Consider the following 16,254-nt stretch of genomic DNA (forward strand, 5'->3'; position numbering starts at 1 on the left):
GGCAAAATGAGGATTAAAATGAATTACGCGGAAATAAAGCATTTTGATATAGCAAATGGACCGGGTGTCAGACTCAGCCTCTTTGTTTCAGGCTGCACTCATGCATGCCCGGGATGCTTCAACAAAATCGCCTGGGATTTCAATTACGGAAAAGAATTCACAAAGGAAGTTGAAGACAGCATACTCGACGAATTAGCTGATGAAGCATATCAGGGTATTACGCTTTTAGGCGGAGAGCCCATGGAACCCCGGAATCAAAAAGGACTTGTATCCCTCGTTAAAAGATTCAGGGAAAGATATCCGGAAAAGGACCTCTGGATATTCTCGGGATATCTTTTTGATGAAGATATGCTTGGCCGCATGTGGTCACAGCTTCCCGAAACCCGGGAGATCCTTGAAAGAACCGACGTCCTCGTTGACGGCGAATTCAAACAGGACCTAAAGGACATAACCCTCCTCTATAAAGGCTCCTCCAACCAGAGAACCATCGACGTACAGAAGTCTCTCGAAGCAGGCCACATAGTCCTCTGGGACCCCGGCGACAACCTCACAGTTTCAAACACATCACATTTGTAAAAATGTTTGATGTCTAATAGCTCATACGGAATATAAAACGTAGCCGTAGCATGAGGGCATCCATTTAAAGGCGTTGAGCCGAGTCGACTCGCCTTTAAATGGATGCCCTCCTGCTACGGCGTATCATTTCATTAAAATTATAACCAAAAAATTAATTCCCCATATAGACTTAATAAAAACCATATTCTGCCGATATGAAAGATAGACAGTGTAAAAACTTAGCAGTAATGCGAAATTCATACCAGGCAGGAGGCAGTATGAGTAAGTTAGAAATGAAAAAGACAGAGAACGGCAAAGGTAAATTTGTGAGCCTTGCTGTCCGCATACCAACCATAGTTGTTGGTGCGGTTCTTGTCGTAGTTGTGATCATTTGCATAGCCTTTGGTGTACTGACCATCAGATCCATCAATGACCTTGCAAAGAAACAGATCAGTAATGTTGCCAGGGAAAATGTTCTTACTATCCAGAAGTATATGGATGGTATGAATATCTATGCGGATACCCTGGGCGACAGCGTAATGAATTACAGGAACTTGGGAAGAGAGGACGGAGAAACGGCGATAATTGAAGCCCTTACCCGTGCCGTTGAGTCCGGCAAGATTTTTTCTGCGTATTTTGCATTTGAACCAAATGCATTTTTCAGTGATACAGATAATGGATTATCGTATTACGTTTATAAAAGCGGAAACGGAACTGCAACGGATATCCTGAATGACTTTGATTCATACGGTGAGGCAGATTACTATGCGCCTACAAAGGCAAGCCTTAAAACACACCTTACCGATCCCTATGAGTATGAGCTTTCAGACGGAACCGTTGTATGGCTTATTACATTAAGTACACCTATCGTGGAAAACGGTAAGTTCATCGGTGTTGCCAACTGTGATATGCTCCTTGATACTTTAAAGGATCTTGACTATACAAACGGCAATTACAAAACATCATATATGACCATAACCGATGAAAAGAATACCTACATTGTTCATTCCAAGACCCCTGAAGTTGCAGGACAGGTTGTGGATTACAATGAAGGCATAGTTCAGCGTGTTCTCGGAGGAGAGACTGTAATAAGAACCGATATCCAGGACAAGATTGACGGGGCAATGTCCTTTGTGGTATTTACTCCGGTACTGCTTGAGGGTTCGGATCTTCAGTGGGTACTAACCAATATCGTTCATCGCTCAGAGGTATATGCACCGGTTTATACATCACTTCTGATAATCATAGTGATAGGAATAATCGGAATCGCAGTCCTCGCATTCGTGGCATTCAGCATTGTCCGTTCAGCCCTTGCACCTATCAAGCCGCTGATGAAAACGGCTGAAGACGTAGGTGAATTCAGACTTTCCGACGCTCAGAATAATTACGAATATCCAAACAATGAATTTGGAAAACTTGCAGATACCTTCCTTTCCATGTCTGATAACCTGAAATCCATCATTTCCGATGTGGATGTGGTTCTCAGCGGAATGGCAGAAGGTGATTTTACCGCCAACAGTTCATGCCCTGAGAAGTATGTCGGTGACATGAAAAATGCTCTGATGTCCATCAATTCAATTCAGGAAAATCTGGGAAATACCCTCAAGGATATCAGTGAATCCGCAGAGAGAGTGGCAGTGAATTCGTCTCAGATTTCAGACGGATCCCAGGCATTGGCACAAGGCGCTACCGAGCAGGCCGGTTCTGTTCAGGAACTTAGCGGCACCATTAACAACGTCAGTGAGGAAGTCAGAAACAATGCCGATAATGCAGGCAACGCAAGTACCATTGCTCTTCGCACCAAGGAAGCCATTGCAGCAAGTAATGAAGAGATGAGCAAGCTTACAGCATCCATGGATTCCATAGAAGAAGCCTCAAATAAGATACAGGATGTCATCAGCATCATTGACAATATCGCTTTCCAGACCAACATCCTCTCCCTCAATGCAGCTATCGAGGCGGCAAGAGCGGGACAGGCAGGAAAGGGCTTTGCGGTTGTTGCGGATGAGGTAGGAAACCTTGCAAAACGCAGTCAGGAAGCAGCACAAAGTACCAGCGATCTCATACAGATGGTTACCGAAGCGGTTGACAGAGGAAAAGGCATTACCGATGATACGGCAGAAGCTCTTGAAAGAGTATCCGGATACGCAGATGAGACCAATGACATGATCAAGGATATTTCCGAAGCATCCATAAATCAGTCGGAAGCACTTGAACAGATAAGCATTGGCATCGGACAGATCTCGGAGGTTGTACAGACCAATTCCTCAACCTCTGAACAGAGCGCGGCAGCCAGCATTGAGCTTGCCAATGAAGCAAATAAGCTGAAGGAAATCGTAAAGCCTTTCAAGCTTAGGTAATGGAAATTTTGTCGTATGAATGCTTAAGTATCGAGAGGTGAAAAGAGTATGTCTAACATAAATAATAAAAATAAAAAAAGACCATACATGAGCCTTGCAGTGCAGATACCTATGGTGCTGGCAGTTACCGTATTTGTGGTTATCGCCGTCATGTGCATTGTTTTCGGAATAGTTACCTTCAAAAACATTGACACTATGGTTCAGACCCAGATAGAAAATATCGCGGATCAGAACGTGACAACGGTACAGAAATATGTCAGCGGTATCGAGATCTACGCAAGCTCTCTTGGCGACAGTATCATGAATTACCGCGAAATGGGCAGAGAGAAGGGTCAGGAGGCTATCCTCGAGTCCATGAGAGAGGCTGTTAATTCCGGAAGAGTTTTCGCAGCCTACTATGCCTTTGAGCCTAATGTTTTCTTCCCGGACACACCGGATGGCCTTTCCTATTACGTATATAAGAGCGGAGGCAGTCTGGGCACGGATATCCTGACGGATTACGATAGTTACGGAGTTGCCGACTACTACGTTCCTGCTAAGGAAAAAGGTCTCACCCATATAACAGACCCGTATGAGTGGACCTGTGAAGACGGTTCAGTCCTTCATCTGATCACAATTTCAACTCCTATTATGGATGACGGAAAGTTCATCGGAGTTTCAAACTGTGATGTGGAGCTCAGTTCCATGGCCGATCTGGAATATTCAAACGGTGGCTATAACAGTGCTTATGTTACAGTTAATGATTCCAACAAGACATATCTCGCAAATACGGGAGATCCGGCGACTGTTGGTACGGCAGCTGATTTTTCTGATTCCATCATTGAAAGTGTTACAGGTGGAGACAGACTCCTGAAGTCAGTTAAGGACAATATTGGCGGCAAGGACTCTTTCGCGATTTTCGTACCGGTTAAGATCAACGGAACGGATATCAACTGGGTTCTCACCAGTATCGTTCATAAGGATGAAGTAAGGGCAGCGGTTTATCAGTCCCTTATGATTGTTGCGATCATAGGAATCATCGGAGTAGTTGCACTTGTTATGATTTCATCATATGTTGTCAACAAGTCTCTGGCACCGGTTAAGCCACTTATGAAGATCGCAGAAAATGTGGGAGAGTTCAATCTCAGTGAAGTGGATAGTAATTACAAGTATCCTAATGATGAGATCGGTGAGCTGGCCGGAACATTTACACATATGTCTGAGAATCTTAGGCGTATCATAGAAGATCTCGGATTCATGCTTTCTGTAATGTCAGATGGAGATTTTACAGTTGAGAGTACCTGTCCCGGAAATTATGTGGGAGATATGAGATCGGCTCTTAATTCCATGAATACCATTAAGTCCACTCTTGGACGGACCCTAAAGGACATCAGCATTAGCGCTGGTAAGGTTGCGGATAATTCTTCACAGATTTCCGATGGTTCACAGGCTCTTGCCCAGGGTGCAACCGAGCAGGCAGGTTCCGTTGAGGAGCTTAGTTCCACCATCAGTTCAGTAAATGACAAGGTGCAGACCAATGCTGAGAATGCCGAAAAGGCAAGTAAGATTGCCATGCGCACCAAGGATGCCATTACCGAGAGTAATCAGGAGATGCATAAGCTTACGACTTCCATGGATGAGATCGAGGAAGCTTCCAACAAGATCCAGGATGTCATCAGCATTATCGATAATATCGCTTTCCAGACCAATATCCTTTCTCTCAATGCTGCCATTGAGGCTGCAAGAGCGGGTCAGGCAGGCAAGGGCTTTGCGGTTGTTGCCGATGAGGTAGGAAATCTTGCGAAGCGCAGTCAGGAAGCGGCTCAGAGCACCAGCGATCTTATTCAGATGGTTACTGAGGCAGTAAACAATGGTAAGGGTATCACTGATGATACAGCGGATGCTTTGGAAAAGGTTTCAGGCTTTGCGGATGAGACCAATGAGATGATCGGACAGATTTCCGAGGCGTCACACAAGCAGGCGGATGCTCTTGATCAGATCAGTATCGGTGTCGGACAGATTTCCGAGGTTGTACAGAATAACTCATCAACTGCGGAGCAGAGCGCTGCCGCAAGTATCGAGCTTGCAAATGAGGCAAAGCGGCTGTATGAGTTGGTGGAGCGCTTCAAGTTACCATAATGAATATAGAGGATGCCGTTCACGGCATCCTCTTTTTTTGGTATAATATTCTAAGTGACTTGAAGCGGAGGGTGTAGAAATATGATGACTATAGCTCAGATTAAGATGTTTGCAAAACGGCAGTTGAGGGGCAATAAGATGGCGGCGGCGGGAGCCATGATTTTGACATTGGTCTGCGTCATGCTTTGGAGTTTTGCGCTGTTTTGTACTGTTTTTGTGGGTATCATAGCGCCTGCTACGGGTAGATTTTTAATCCCTGGATTAGTGGGAGATGAGAGGCGGAAGCTTTTGTTTTTTGTGGGGATAGGCATCATTATCGCATCCCTTCTGTTTATTGGGCTTTTCCTTTATTCGGGGCTGATGCTCGGCACTCAGAAGCTTTACCTTAATATCGCAAAGGGCAGACGGGTTTCGGCTTTTGATGTGTTTAAGGGCTTTTCGGACGGTGCCCATCTAAGTCATTTTTTCTCAGTTATTCTCATTATTTTGCTTATACAGATTCTGATCATGGTTCCTGAAACTGTTATAGGGATTGTTTACGGCAAAAGATCCATGGATTACAAGATCACAAGTTATATCGCAAGTTTTATCATGTATATCGTTGCTCTTTTTCTCAGTATGGCAAGTTTTGCGTCTGCGGATCATCCGGAAATGGGTGCATGGGAAGCCATCGGCGTTTCGCTTCATCTTATGAGAAAAAGAAAATTTAAGCTTATGTGTCTGGAGCTCAGTTTCATTGGATGGTTCGTGATTTTCGTCATAACCTTTGGTATTGCCGGACTTTGGATCATACCGTACTTCAATACTTCTTTAAGTATCTTTTATCTAAGTGCATACGGTCAGGATTACATCAGTACTCCGAAGGATGTTTATGTCAGGGGAGATGCAAAACCTGATGCAGAGAAGCCGTCCATAGCTGAAGCGGTGGTGACGGGCTACACGGAACCGGAGGATGTGGAATCGGAATCATCAGCTTCGGAGTATAAGGCGGCAGATACTAAATCCGGAAGCAGAAGCTTTGAAGAAGTGAGGAGTGAGTTTACAAATTTCGGTGGATATGAGGATAATGCTTCTGCAGATTCAGGTACATATGGTACAGATGATTCTGCAGTGAGTGATGGCACAGCCAAAAGCGTGACTGAAGTCGGCAGCTTCTTAAATGCTGAGAATAACGACACTGAAAATACTTTTGGATATGAAGAGAGCGACTTTGATAAGACTTATGATGCTAAATCGGATATGGGTGCAGGAACAATTAAGCCGGAGGAAGGTTTAAAGAAAAACTACAATACCGAAGAGGATGCATACGCTGCTTACGTACAGTGGAAAAAGGATAACGGCATCACCATTGACAATCCGGATCCGTTCCACAACATTCACCATAAGAGTAATGCAGGCGAGGAGTAAATTGAATGGTAGGTCAGACCCCCCTTAAGAATTATGTAAGGGGGTCTGACCCCAAGGGGAGCTCCGCAAAGGAGTATAAAGGGGGAAAATATGAAGTGTCCGTTTTGTAATGCAGAAGATACCAGAGTTATCGATTCCAGACCGGCTGATGACAATACAGCCATCAGAAGAAGACGTCAGTGTGAGACTTGCGGAAAGAGATTCACAACCTATGAAAAGCTTGAGACCATTCCTTTGATGGTTATCAAGAAAGATCAGAGCCGTGTGCCATATGATCGTTCGAAGATTGAGGCAGGTATAGTGAGAAGCTGTCACAAGAGACCGGTATCCACGGCTGAGATCAGTAATGTGGTGGATGAGATTGAGAATGAGATTTTCTCAATGGGAGACCGTGAGATTACAACATCTGAGATCGGAGAGCTTGTTATGAATAAGCTGAAGGCTCTTGATCAGGTAGCTTATGTAAGATTTGCGTCAGTTTACAGAGAATTCAAGGATGTTAATACTTTTGTGGATGAGATCGGCAAGCTGCTGAAAACTCAGAAAAAGGAAAAATGATATAAACAGCAAAGCTGACATTTGATTGAGGAGACCTGAAGATGAAAGAGCATCAAGTTAAAATCATTGTTCCTGTTACAGGGGCGGATGAAGAGACTATATTGAAAGAAGCGGCATCAATTTCAGAAACTGTGGCGGATTGCGTTGAGTGGAGATTTGATCTTGCGAAAGAGCTTTACTCCATTGACATTACTTCAAAGCCTGGGGAGTCTTACGTAGACGAAGCTTCCGCAAATCTTTTAAAGGTTCTGAAAGAGCTTGCCGGGACACTTGAAGGAAAAAAGCTGCTTTTCACCATCAGGACGAAGTGTCAGGGCGGAGAATTCCCGGACAATCCTGAGGTTTACGAAAGACTTGTAAGTGATGCTGTTAAAAGCGGAGACATTGGACTGGTGGACCTGGAGGATACGGTGGCTGCCGACAGTTTCAGCCGTATACTTGAGCTTGCTAAAAAAAATGGAGTCATAACCATAGCTTCATATCATAATTTTTCCTACACTCCGGATGTGGATGAGATAATCAACAAGTTCATGATATTGAGAAGTTCAGGCGCAGACATTTTAAAAACTGCTTTTATGCCTGTGAACCCGAAGGATGTTGCCGCGGTTCTCTATGCTACCGCAAAGTTCAAAGAAGAGGATAAAGGACAGCATGAGATGATCACCATGTCCATGGGAGACCTCGGAAGGATCAGCCGTGTCAGTGGAGCGGTATTCGGTTCGGATTATACATTCGCAACGGTAGGAGAAACCAGCGCCCCCGGACAGATGCCGATTGAGAAGGTGCTCGAGATGATGGAGGTGCTGTGAAAAAGTTTGAGAAATTAATCAAACTGAATAAACTGTTACGCATAATTGCGTTATCCTTAGGTGTGGCTGTATTTATAGCGACACCTGTTTTTGCCGCCGGGACAAGGCAGATGTTTGAGGGAAATGCCTCCATGACGGTGAATGACTTTATGAGGCTGGCGAACGGGGAGGATGCGAAAGAGGTTTTTGGTTCTTCAAAGATTAAAAAAGAGAATGAAGGAAATGCTGAAGAAAAAGCTGATGACAATACCGGAACCGATACTTCGGGTAATTCCTCTGACACGACAGTAAAGTACGGCATTACCGGAGAAGTGGTGATTCAAAAGAAAACAGAGGATCCGGTTCCCAAACCCCTTGATGCGGAGCAAAGCAGCTCCTCGGGTTCTGTGGCAAAGAATCAGACAGTAACAACTGTGTTTATTAACAACAAGCCGGCCTCAAGTACCTCAGATACCGTGAGAACCGACCCTGAAGATGTGATGACAAAGCAGCAGGAGGAAGAGGTTCTCGATACAGCATCTATACAGAATTACATTAATGCTGACTACAACGTACTACAGCAATTCACCAATGAAAGCGAGTATACCACCAGAGCAAGGCAGTCACTGATCAGTTTTGCCATGCAGTTTGTGGGTAATCCTTACGTATGGGGAGGCACCTCCCTCACTAACGGTTGTGACTGTTCGGGATTCGTGCAGGAAGTATTCAGACATTTCGGTATCATCACCGGAAGAACCTCCCGTGACCAGTATGCAAACTGTGTCTATCTCAAGGGGCAGGAAGTGATGCCGGGAGACCTGATTTTCTATGCGGACGAGACCGGCTATATAAATCACGTTGCCATCTATGCCGGAAACTATATGATCGTTCATGCCGCCAATCGTAAGGCGGGAATTAAAGTTAATCGTTATGATTACAAGCGGCCATACGCATATGGGCGGTTTATAGCAAACTGATTTTCATTGTCTTTTAACATTTAGGGTTTATATATTAGCTCAAAAATGTCGATTAACATGTTAAGGATAGTGTGAAAGTCTATCCATTTGCAACAGAATTGATCAGTTTTACAGGAGGAGACAAGGATGTTATCCCGTATAGACAATTCATCAAGTATGCTTTTAAAAAGCACAAACTCTACGAAGAAGACCGATGAGACAGGGAAGTCGCAGAAATCATCTTTACAGAGTCAGGATAATGTCTCAACCGAGGCAGCAGAGCTCAATATGTCTGTTGATTCCTTTGTGAGATCAAAATCCTCGGAGGACAGCGACATGTCTGAGAGCGCTTCCTCCGGAAAGAAATCGTCAGCTCTTGATGTATCAAAGGCCGACAAATTTGGAGTTACAAAGCTAAGCGAATCCGAAAGATCCGAGATCATCTCACAGCTTAAGGACGAGCAGGAAGCAATCCAGGCGAAGTTCCTTCAGAAGATGACCTCAGGAACCCTGGGAGAGCAGTTCCGTCAGTGGAGTGCAGCTAATTCTCAGCTCACACAGGACGGCGACGGCATTTGGAAGTTCATTGCCAGCGGCAACTACACTGTAGATCCCGAGACCCGGGCCGCAGCTCAGGAGGCGATCTCCGATGGCGGTTACTTCAGTGTGGAGAAAACTTCCCAGAGAATCTTTGATTTTGTTTCAGCATTTGCAGGTGATAATGTTGAACTCATGAAGAGTCTCCAGTCCGCCGTAACGGCCGGATACAACGAGGCTACCAAGGCATGGGGCGGAGAGCTTCCGGAGATCAGCAAGAAGACCCTTGAAGCAACAAATCAGCTGTTTGATGACTACTACAAGCAGCATGGAGCATGATTAGTTAATACCCGGCAGGCATCCGGTATTATTCATGGTGCTATGCCGAAAAAACAGAAAACGAACCTCTAAGAGTACCATTGTACATTTTAGGGGTTCGTTTTTGAATGCAAGGTTATCCCAGGTGGATAACCTGAACTTCAAGTCTTCATAGAGTCAATCCTGATTATTTCGGCATTCTGCTTTTTGATTATATTTTTGTATAATAGAGTCGAAATTAAGTACGAGATATTGCATTATTCTTGTCGGGAAGGGGGCCGCAGCATGAAGAAACATCTGAAAAAACAGCTGATGGAACTTGTTGGGCTTCTTTCGGATGCGCACGAAAATATAGTTCAATGTCTAAATAAAGGGGATATGGATTCAGCTGTCACCTGCCTTTTAGACTGTCAGAATACCGCTATTGCCGTGGGGCAGAAAATCGATGAGTCTGAAGGAGAGGGAACCACCTCCGTAAAGGCTCTGGAAAACTACTGTGAATTGATCTTTCAGATATATAATCAGCTTATAAACGGCGAATCCTGTGTTGTGGATAAGCTTTATAAGAAGCTTAGAAAAAGCCTCTTCGAGATCACAAACAGAATGAAAAATGACCTCCCGGAAATAAAGGAAGTGGTCTTTCTTCCCTACAAAGCTTCTATGTGGGATTCTCTTGAAACTGTGTGGAAAAAGGCAGACGCAGATCCACAGGTGGAGGCGAAGGTCATACCCATCCCGTACTATGACATTAACCCTGATGGTACTTATGGGGAGATGCATTATGAGGGAAATGAGTTTCCCAAGGATGTACCCGTGACCTCCTACGAAAAATATAATCTGGAAGCAAATCATCCGGATGAGATATACATTCATAATCCCTACGATGACCAGAATCTTGTGACCACAGTTCATCCTTTTTTCTATTCGAAAAATCTCAGGAAATATACTGATAAGCTGATTTATATTCCTTATTTTGTTCTGGAAGAGACGGATCCTAATAATAAAAGTGCCCTTGAAGGGATGAAGAAGTTTGTGAAGCTCCCTGCTGTGCTCTATGCAGATGAAGTCATCGTACAGTCCGAAAATATGCGGAAGGTATATATCGAATGCATGGTCATGTATACCGGCGAAGAGAACCGGGATTATTTTGAAAAAAAGATAAAGGGCACAGGGTCCCCGAAGATTGAAAAAATAAAGTCCATGACTATGGAGGATGTAGCAATCCCGGAGGAGTGGAAAAAATTCATATACAAACCTGACGGAAGCCGCAAAAAGATAATCATTTACAATACAAGTCTCACAGCATTTCTGCAGGACCCAGAGCAGATGTTGAAAAAAATCCGTGATGTGTTTAATGTCTTCGTCGAACATAAGGCGGATGTTGCACTTTTATGGAGACCGCATCCGCTTATGAAAGCAACCATCTGCTCATTAAAGCCGGAGCTTTGGGAAGAATTTGAAGAGAGAATAAAGTATTATAAAGATAATGAAATCGGAATTTTCGATGACACTGCAGATTTGGACAGGGCGCTGGTGATGGCGGATGCCTATTATGGGGATCCAAGCAGTCTGGTGACACTGTGCAAGGCTGTAAATATGCCGATCATGATACAGAACGCCATGGTAATCAGTAATGATGAGTAGCCGATCGAGATCCGGAATGCCATGATTATATATTTTGTCATAAAAACAGCATTGATTTACGTGTTATAAACAGGGATTTATCAAAAGGAGGTGGCTGTATGGGAATAGAATTTAATGCATCCATGATGTGCGCGGATTTCGGGCACTTGTATGATGAAGTAAAAGCATTGGAAGAAGCGGACATCGATTCTTTCCATATCGATATAATGGATGGAAGATATGTTCCTAATTTTGCAATGTCTCTATATGATCTTGACTGTATTGCGAGAGCCACTGCTAAACCTCTGGATGTACACCTCATGATAGAACATCCCAGGAATGTGATCCAGATGTTTCTAAAGAAGCTTAGAAAAGGAGATACAGTTTACATCCATCCCGAGGCAGAGTACCACCCTTCATCAACTCTTCAGGACATAATCGATGCGGGGATGATTCCCGGCATAGCCATTAATCCCGGAACCAGTGTGGAAACCGTTTATGAAATGCTGAGAATCGTTGACAAGATCCTGGTTATGAGTGTGAACCCCGGTAATGCGGGACAGATGTACCTTCCTTATGTGGATTTCAAGGTAACCAGACTTCTCGAGCTTAAAAATGAAATGAATTTCAAGATGTACTGGGATGGAGCCTGCACCTATGACAAGGTGGAAACCTACGGACCAAAAGGAGTGGATGGGTTTATCCTGGGTACCAATATACTATTCGGGAAGGACAGACCGTATAAGGATATCATCGAAGATGTAAGGAAAAGGGTATGAGAGCAATTTTGCTGTCCGGGGGAACCGGCACGAGACTTGGGGGAGACATCCCAAAGCAATATTTAAAAGTAAATGACAGGATGATCATCGAATACAGCATCGAGACATTGGCAGGGTGCAAGGATATAGAGTCTCTAGTCATAGTGGCGGATGAAAAGTGGCAGGAGGCAATAACCGCTGCTCTTAAGGAGTATGATGACCGGCATGTTTTTTCGGGCTTTGCAGCTCCGGGGGAGACCAGACAATGGTCAATATATAACGGACTTCTGGCTTTGAAGGGTCAGGCCGGAGAAGAGGATTCTGTCCTCATACATGATGCCGCGAGACCTAAGCTCAAGGAAACTTTGATAAAGAATATGGGTAATGCCTTAAAGGGATATGACGGTGTGCTTCCGGTGTTGCCAATGAAGGACACGGTTTATAAAGTGGACGGGACCGGGAAGATTTCGGCTCTGCTTGAACGGAAAGAAATCATGGCGGGGCAGGCCCCGGAGCTTTTTCTTTACGGAAAATATTTAAAGGCAAATGAACAAATGATTGAGGATGGCAGGATGGGGAGCATCAACGGTTCCACAGAACCTGCTTTTCTTGCCGGGATGGATATCGTGACCATCCCCGGGGATGAAGATAATTATAAGATTACAACAGTGAGAGATCTTGAGAGATTCAGGACGGAATGCTGAAGGGGCTAAGAAACATTATTTTATAATATATGCCCATACTATCTTAATGGAAAGTGCAGAAGTATAAGATGGTATAATATTTTTTGGAATGGAGACAGAAATGAAAGCCTGGAAGCTGGATGGTGTCGGAAATATAAATTTTTATGAGGATGTGGCGGAGCCTGCATTGGCCCAGGATCAGGTGCTGGTGAAAGTAAAGGCCTGCGGTATATGCGGCTCGGATGTGCCGAGAGTCTATAAGAGTGGTGCACACAATATGCCCCTCATAATCGGGCATGAATTTTCCGGAATAGTGGAGAAAACCGGGGATCCCGAGGACAAAGAACTCGTTGGAAAAAGAGTGGGGATATTCCCGCTGATTCCCTGTAAGAAGTGTCCGGCTTGCCTTTCAAAAAAATACGAGATGTGCTCTAATTACAGTTATCTTGGTTCCAGAACCGATGGAGGATTTGCGGAGTACGCAGCAGTACCGAAGTGGAATCTCATAGAGCTTCCGAATAGTGTTTCTTTCCGGCAGGCAGCCATGTTGGAGCCTATGGCGGTGGCGGTTCATGCCATGAGACAGCTTGAGATAGGCCCGGATGATTCAGTGCTTGTTTGCGGCGCGGGAACCATTGGACAGCTTTTGATAATGTTCCTTTTGGACAAGGGAATCAAGGGAGTTTATGCCCTTGGAAATAAAGAGTTTCAGAAACAGACACTGCTGGATATCGGGCTTCCGGAAGAACACTATTTTGACGTAAAAAGCGGTGATGCAAAAGCATGGATCAGGGAGAAGACAGCGGATCTTGGGGTTGATGCATATTTCGAATGTGTGGGCAGGAACGAGACCGTGGAGCAGGGCTTTGATATGGTAAGAGCAGGTGGACAGGTATGCCTGGGTGGAAATCCAGCCGGGGATATGACATTAAGCCAGGGGAACTATTGGAAGATCCTGAGAAAACAGCTGTGTGTAAGAGGTACATGGAATTCATCTTATCTTGGGGATGATACGGAAGCTGCAAAGGATGACTGGCACTATGTGCTTGAGAGAATTGCAGAAGGAAACATTTATCCCGAAAAACTTATAACCCATGAGCTGCCTCTTTCGGAGCTTGAAAAAGGGCTCCTCATCATGAGAGATAAGAAGGAAGACTATATCAAGATAATGGTTGAAGAGGGGTGAAGTTTCGCACTTCGTTTTTGTGTGTTAATATAGTGCATAGCAATATCTGAAGGGGTGATAGTGATATGTGGTACGTGATCCAGACAATGAAAGGCAAAGAATACAAAGCTGCCGAAGAAGTTCGATGCGATGTGGCGGCAGAAGATGAAGCCGTATTTGTATTGGAAAACGAAATGGAATACAAAGTAAACGGAGGCTGGATCAAAGACACTAATCCGTTTTTCCCGGGATATATATTTGCAGATCTAAATTCTGATATGGCTGAAGACTTTGATTATAGATTAAGAAAAGAAAAACATCCTTTAAAGCTACTCCGGGTGGACGACATAATCACACCCATCAGACCGGAGGAAGAGGAATATCTCAAAAGACTTGGCGGTGAAGAACATATCGTCCGGAATTCAGAAGGATATCGTGTAGATGATATGATCGAGATAACCTCAGGATCATTTAAAGGCTGGACAGGGGAAATCAGGAAACTTGACCGCCATAAAAGAAGAGCTACCATATGTGTAACTATGATGGGACGAGAGGTGGAAGTGAACATCGGACTTGAAATCGTGAAGTTTATTTCCGGAGATCAGCTCGGGGGAGAAGATGGATTTGACCGTGAGAATATGGCGAGAATAGTGAAGGCTTAGGTTGATAAACATGAAAGGGCTATGGCATCTAAACATGCCATAGCTTTTTAGTCAAATGAATTCATGTGCTCTATGCATTTCCATTAAAGTATCACGAACATTATTTCTAGGCTCACTTTGTCGCTAGTGACATTAATGAAGTGACAAATTCTCTGGTCACATCATATTTTTTGATAATTTTTTGAATGATATCCTCGTCAGATTCGCCATATTCGCGGTAAACCTCAACTGCACTTGTTATTTTGTCTCTTTGTTCTTTTTTCTTTAAAGATTCACACATATCAATTTTAGTCTCCTTTCGCTCAAATTCCAGATCAAGTTTAGCAGCTTCTTTGATAAAGAAGGCTGCATCAGAATCAATTTTTCTGTGGTTTGTCTTCTCAATTATTTTATCGGCATCAACTTTCTGATGCTTGATTATCTGCATGGCCAAGCCTAAATCTGTTTGGAATTTTCCGAAATCTTCCTCGTCCATATCTGCAGCCGATATAATGTTTAGCTTATAATCATTTAGGAATGGGATGAGTCTCTTATCGTATACATCCATCATATCAAAAAGACTTCTTGGACCATCCTAGGGATCAGCCCCGACATATATCACAGCTGTAATTATTGGAACCAGTTTATCGCTTTTTCGAAAGCCGGATAAAAATTCATCACTTGTAAGTTTTATCTTGAGGATTCCATCTTCAGCATACAACTCAGCATCATTTTTGTGTAGCCTTTTTTTCTTCTTGAAAGACTTTCTTGCCTCTTCAACCTGATTAGAATAACCTATCCAATCGTATAATCCGTTTTTTATAGGCATGGCATAATGGACATTTCCCTGGATTTCTGCACCCAATATTACATAGATGGCTTTTCCATCTGTCTTGGCTTCCCATATTCGTAGCAGATCTCTGTATTTCTGAACCGGTAAATGTGCATTATTTCCGTAAGGGACAGTGATTTGAGAAGTATCCATTTCATGTAAGTTGGTTGGGTTTAAAATAGGCTCTCCATCATAGAGAAGAAAATTGAAAGCATCTGCAAATGCTTCCTTTTTTCCTAAGAATTTTTTTGCTTCAGTATCAAGTGCGCCCACTGATTTACCTACACTTTCTATTCAAACTTATTCTGGCTTAACTATCAAATCTGTATAATAAAGAACGACTGTTCCGGAAGATTTTTATAGATTAAAAATGTCGAATGTTTTTGAATTAGTTTTCAGATGTGAGCATCATAGCATAGCCTAAATAGTTTTCAAATAGTCTAAATTCAGACTACATGACGCTTTTCTGCATGCCATTATGTTCCCCTTATGAAAGAATCTTTTTATGACGAAAATACAAGTATAGGCTTACAGGATTTGTTAAAAAGGGATGGTTTTTCTATAAAGTAAGGACTTTACAACCCTCCCGGATAAGACGAAGTAGTGTTGCTTTTGAAAAACAGAAGTTATAAAATATTTATAAATAGAGAAAATATTTTTTAATGTTTCGGGCGAGGAAGATATCTCAAGAATTCAAGAAGCTGAAGAACAAAGTGTCGTGTTAGGCGCATGGCGGGAGACAGTGGACATAGCAAGAGCGAGGGTGACTGAATGAAGTCATCATGGCGAAGCTATGGGTAGAGAGTCGATTATTAGATAACTTTTGTAAAACAACATATGCGTACATTATGATAGAATTATAACTCAAACTTCCCACACCCAAAAGGTGTGATGCACCTTGAAAACTCTATACTTTAGACAAATAAAAAGGCATAGGTCGCTTTCAAATAAGGTA

15 protein-coding genes are annotated in these 16,254 nt (G+C 43.5%); 13 read left to right on the forward strand and 2 right to left on the reverse strand.

Annotation, left to right across the window (positions count from 1 at the left end):
• The first annotated feature begins 18 nt into the window (after positions 1-18).
• The 13 genes from nrdG to loaP all read left to right on the forward strand — a co-directional run bounded on the left by nrdG (position 19) and on the right by loaP (position 14,488).
• Positions 19-576: an anaerobic ribonucleoside-triphosphate reductase activating protein gene (gene nrdG, locus BLV86_RS08660; protein WP_090816303.1), complete on the forward strand. Its 558-nt coding sequence runs from the start codon at positions 19-21 to the stop codon at positions 574-576.
• 257 nt (positions 577-833) lie between these two features.
• Positions 834-2,915 (forward strand): methyl-accepting chemotaxis protein, encoded by a 2,082-nt coding sequence (locus BLV86_RS08665; RefSeq protein ID WP_175456484.1) that lies wholly within the window; start codon positions 834-836, stop codon positions 2,913-2,915.
• Positions 2,916-2,963: 48 nt separating this feature from the next.
• Complete coding sequence (locus BLV86_RS08670; RefSeq protein WP_090816305.1) at positions 2,964-5,033, forward strand: methyl-accepting chemotaxis protein; 2,070 nt, start codon at positions 2,964-2,966, stop codon at positions 5,031-5,033.
• An 81-nt stretch (positions 5,034-5,114) separates the two neighbouring features.
• The gene (locus tag BLV86_RS08675; protein WP_090816307.1) at positions 5,115-6,440 is read left to right on the forward strand and encodes a DUF975 family protein; all 1,326 of its coding nucleotides are present in this window, start codon (positions 5,115-5,117) and stop codon (positions 6,438-6,440) included.
• Between the two features lie 90 nt (positions 6,441-6,530).
• Positions 6,531-6,998 carry a transcriptional regulator NrdR gene (gene nrdR / locus BLV86_RS08680; RefSeq protein WP_031549168.1) on the forward strand — a complete coding sequence of 156 codons (468 nt, stop codon included), beginning with the start codon at positions 6,531-6,533 and terminating at the stop codon, positions 6,996-6,998.
• A 41-nt stretch (positions 6,999-7,039) separates the two neighbouring features.
• Complete coding sequence (aroD, locus tag BLV86_RS08685) at positions 7,040-7,807, forward strand: type I 3-dehydroquinate dehydratase (protein ID WP_090816309.1); 768 nt, start codon at positions 7,040-7,042, stop codon at positions 7,805-7,807.
• On the forward strand, positions 7,804-8,763 hold the full coding sequence (locus BLV86_RS08690) for a C40 family peptidase (protein ID WP_031549173.1): 960 nt from the start codon (positions 7,804-7,806) through the stop codon (positions 8,761-8,763). Before aroD ends, BLV86_RS08690 begins: the two co-directional genes overlap by 4 nt.
• Before the next feature lie 126 nt (positions 8,764-8,889).
• On the forward strand, positions 8,890-9,618 hold the full coding sequence (locus BLV86_RS08695; protein ID WP_090816311.1) for a hypothetical protein: 729 nt from the start codon (positions 8,890-8,892) through the stop codon (positions 9,616-9,618).
• 264 nt (positions 9,619-9,882) lie between these two features.
• Positions 9,883-11,241 (forward strand): hypothetical protein, encoded by a 1,359-nt coding sequence (locus BLV86_RS08700; protein WP_175456485.1) that lies wholly within the window; start codon positions 9,883-9,885, stop codon positions 11,239-11,241.
• Positions 11,242-11,339: 98 nt separating this feature from the next.
• Positions 11,340-11,999 carry a ribulose-phosphate 3-epimerase gene (locus BLV86_RS08705; RefSeq protein WP_031549179.1) on the forward strand — a complete coding sequence of 220 codons (660 nt, stop codon included), beginning with the start codon at positions 11,340-11,342 and terminating at the stop codon, positions 11,997-11,999.
• On the forward strand, positions 11,996-12,682 hold the full coding sequence (locus BLV86_RS08710; RefSeq protein WP_090816313.1) for an IspD/TarI family cytidylyltransferase: 687 nt from the start codon (positions 11,996-11,998) through the stop codon (positions 12,680-12,682). Before BLV86_RS08705 ends, BLV86_RS08710 begins: the two co-directional genes overlap by 4 nt.
• Positions 12,683-12,782: 100 nt before the next feature.
• Positions 12,783-13,847, forward strand: a complete 1,065-nt coding sequence (locus tag BLV86_RS08715) for a galactitol-1-phosphate 5-dehydrogenase (RefSeq protein ID WP_090816315.1) — start codon at positions 12,783-12,785, stop codon at positions 13,845-13,847.
• A 65-nt stretch (positions 13,848-13,912) separates the two neighbouring features.
• A complete protein-coding gene (loaP, locus tag BLV86_RS08720; RefSeq protein WP_090816317.1) occupies positions 13,913-14,488 on the forward strand; it encodes an antiterminator LoaP in 576 nt (191 codons plus the stop codon).
• A 112-nt stretch (positions 14,489-14,600) separates the two neighbouring features.
• Here loaP and BLV86_RS08725 read toward each other — a convergent pair whose 3' ends face one another.
• Positions 14,601-15,038 (reverse strand): hypothetical protein, encoded by a 438-nt coding sequence (locus tag BLV86_RS08725; RefSeq protein WP_090816319.1) that lies wholly within the window; start codon positions 15,036-15,038, stop codon positions 14,601-14,603.
• 24 nt (positions 15,039-15,062) lie between these two features.
• Complete coding sequence (locus tag BLV86_RS08730; RefSeq protein ID WP_090816321.1) at positions 15,063-15,572, reverse strand: hypothetical protein; 510 nt, start codon at positions 15,570-15,572, stop codon at positions 15,063-15,065.
• Between the last annotated feature and the right edge of the window lie 682 nt (positions 15,573-16,254).

Origin of the sequence: Oribacterium sp. KHPX15 (assembly GCF_900107835.1) — a bacterium.
In the GTDB taxonomy this organism is placed as follows: Bacteria; Bacillota; Clostridia; order Lachnospirales; family Lachnospiraceae; genus Oribacterium.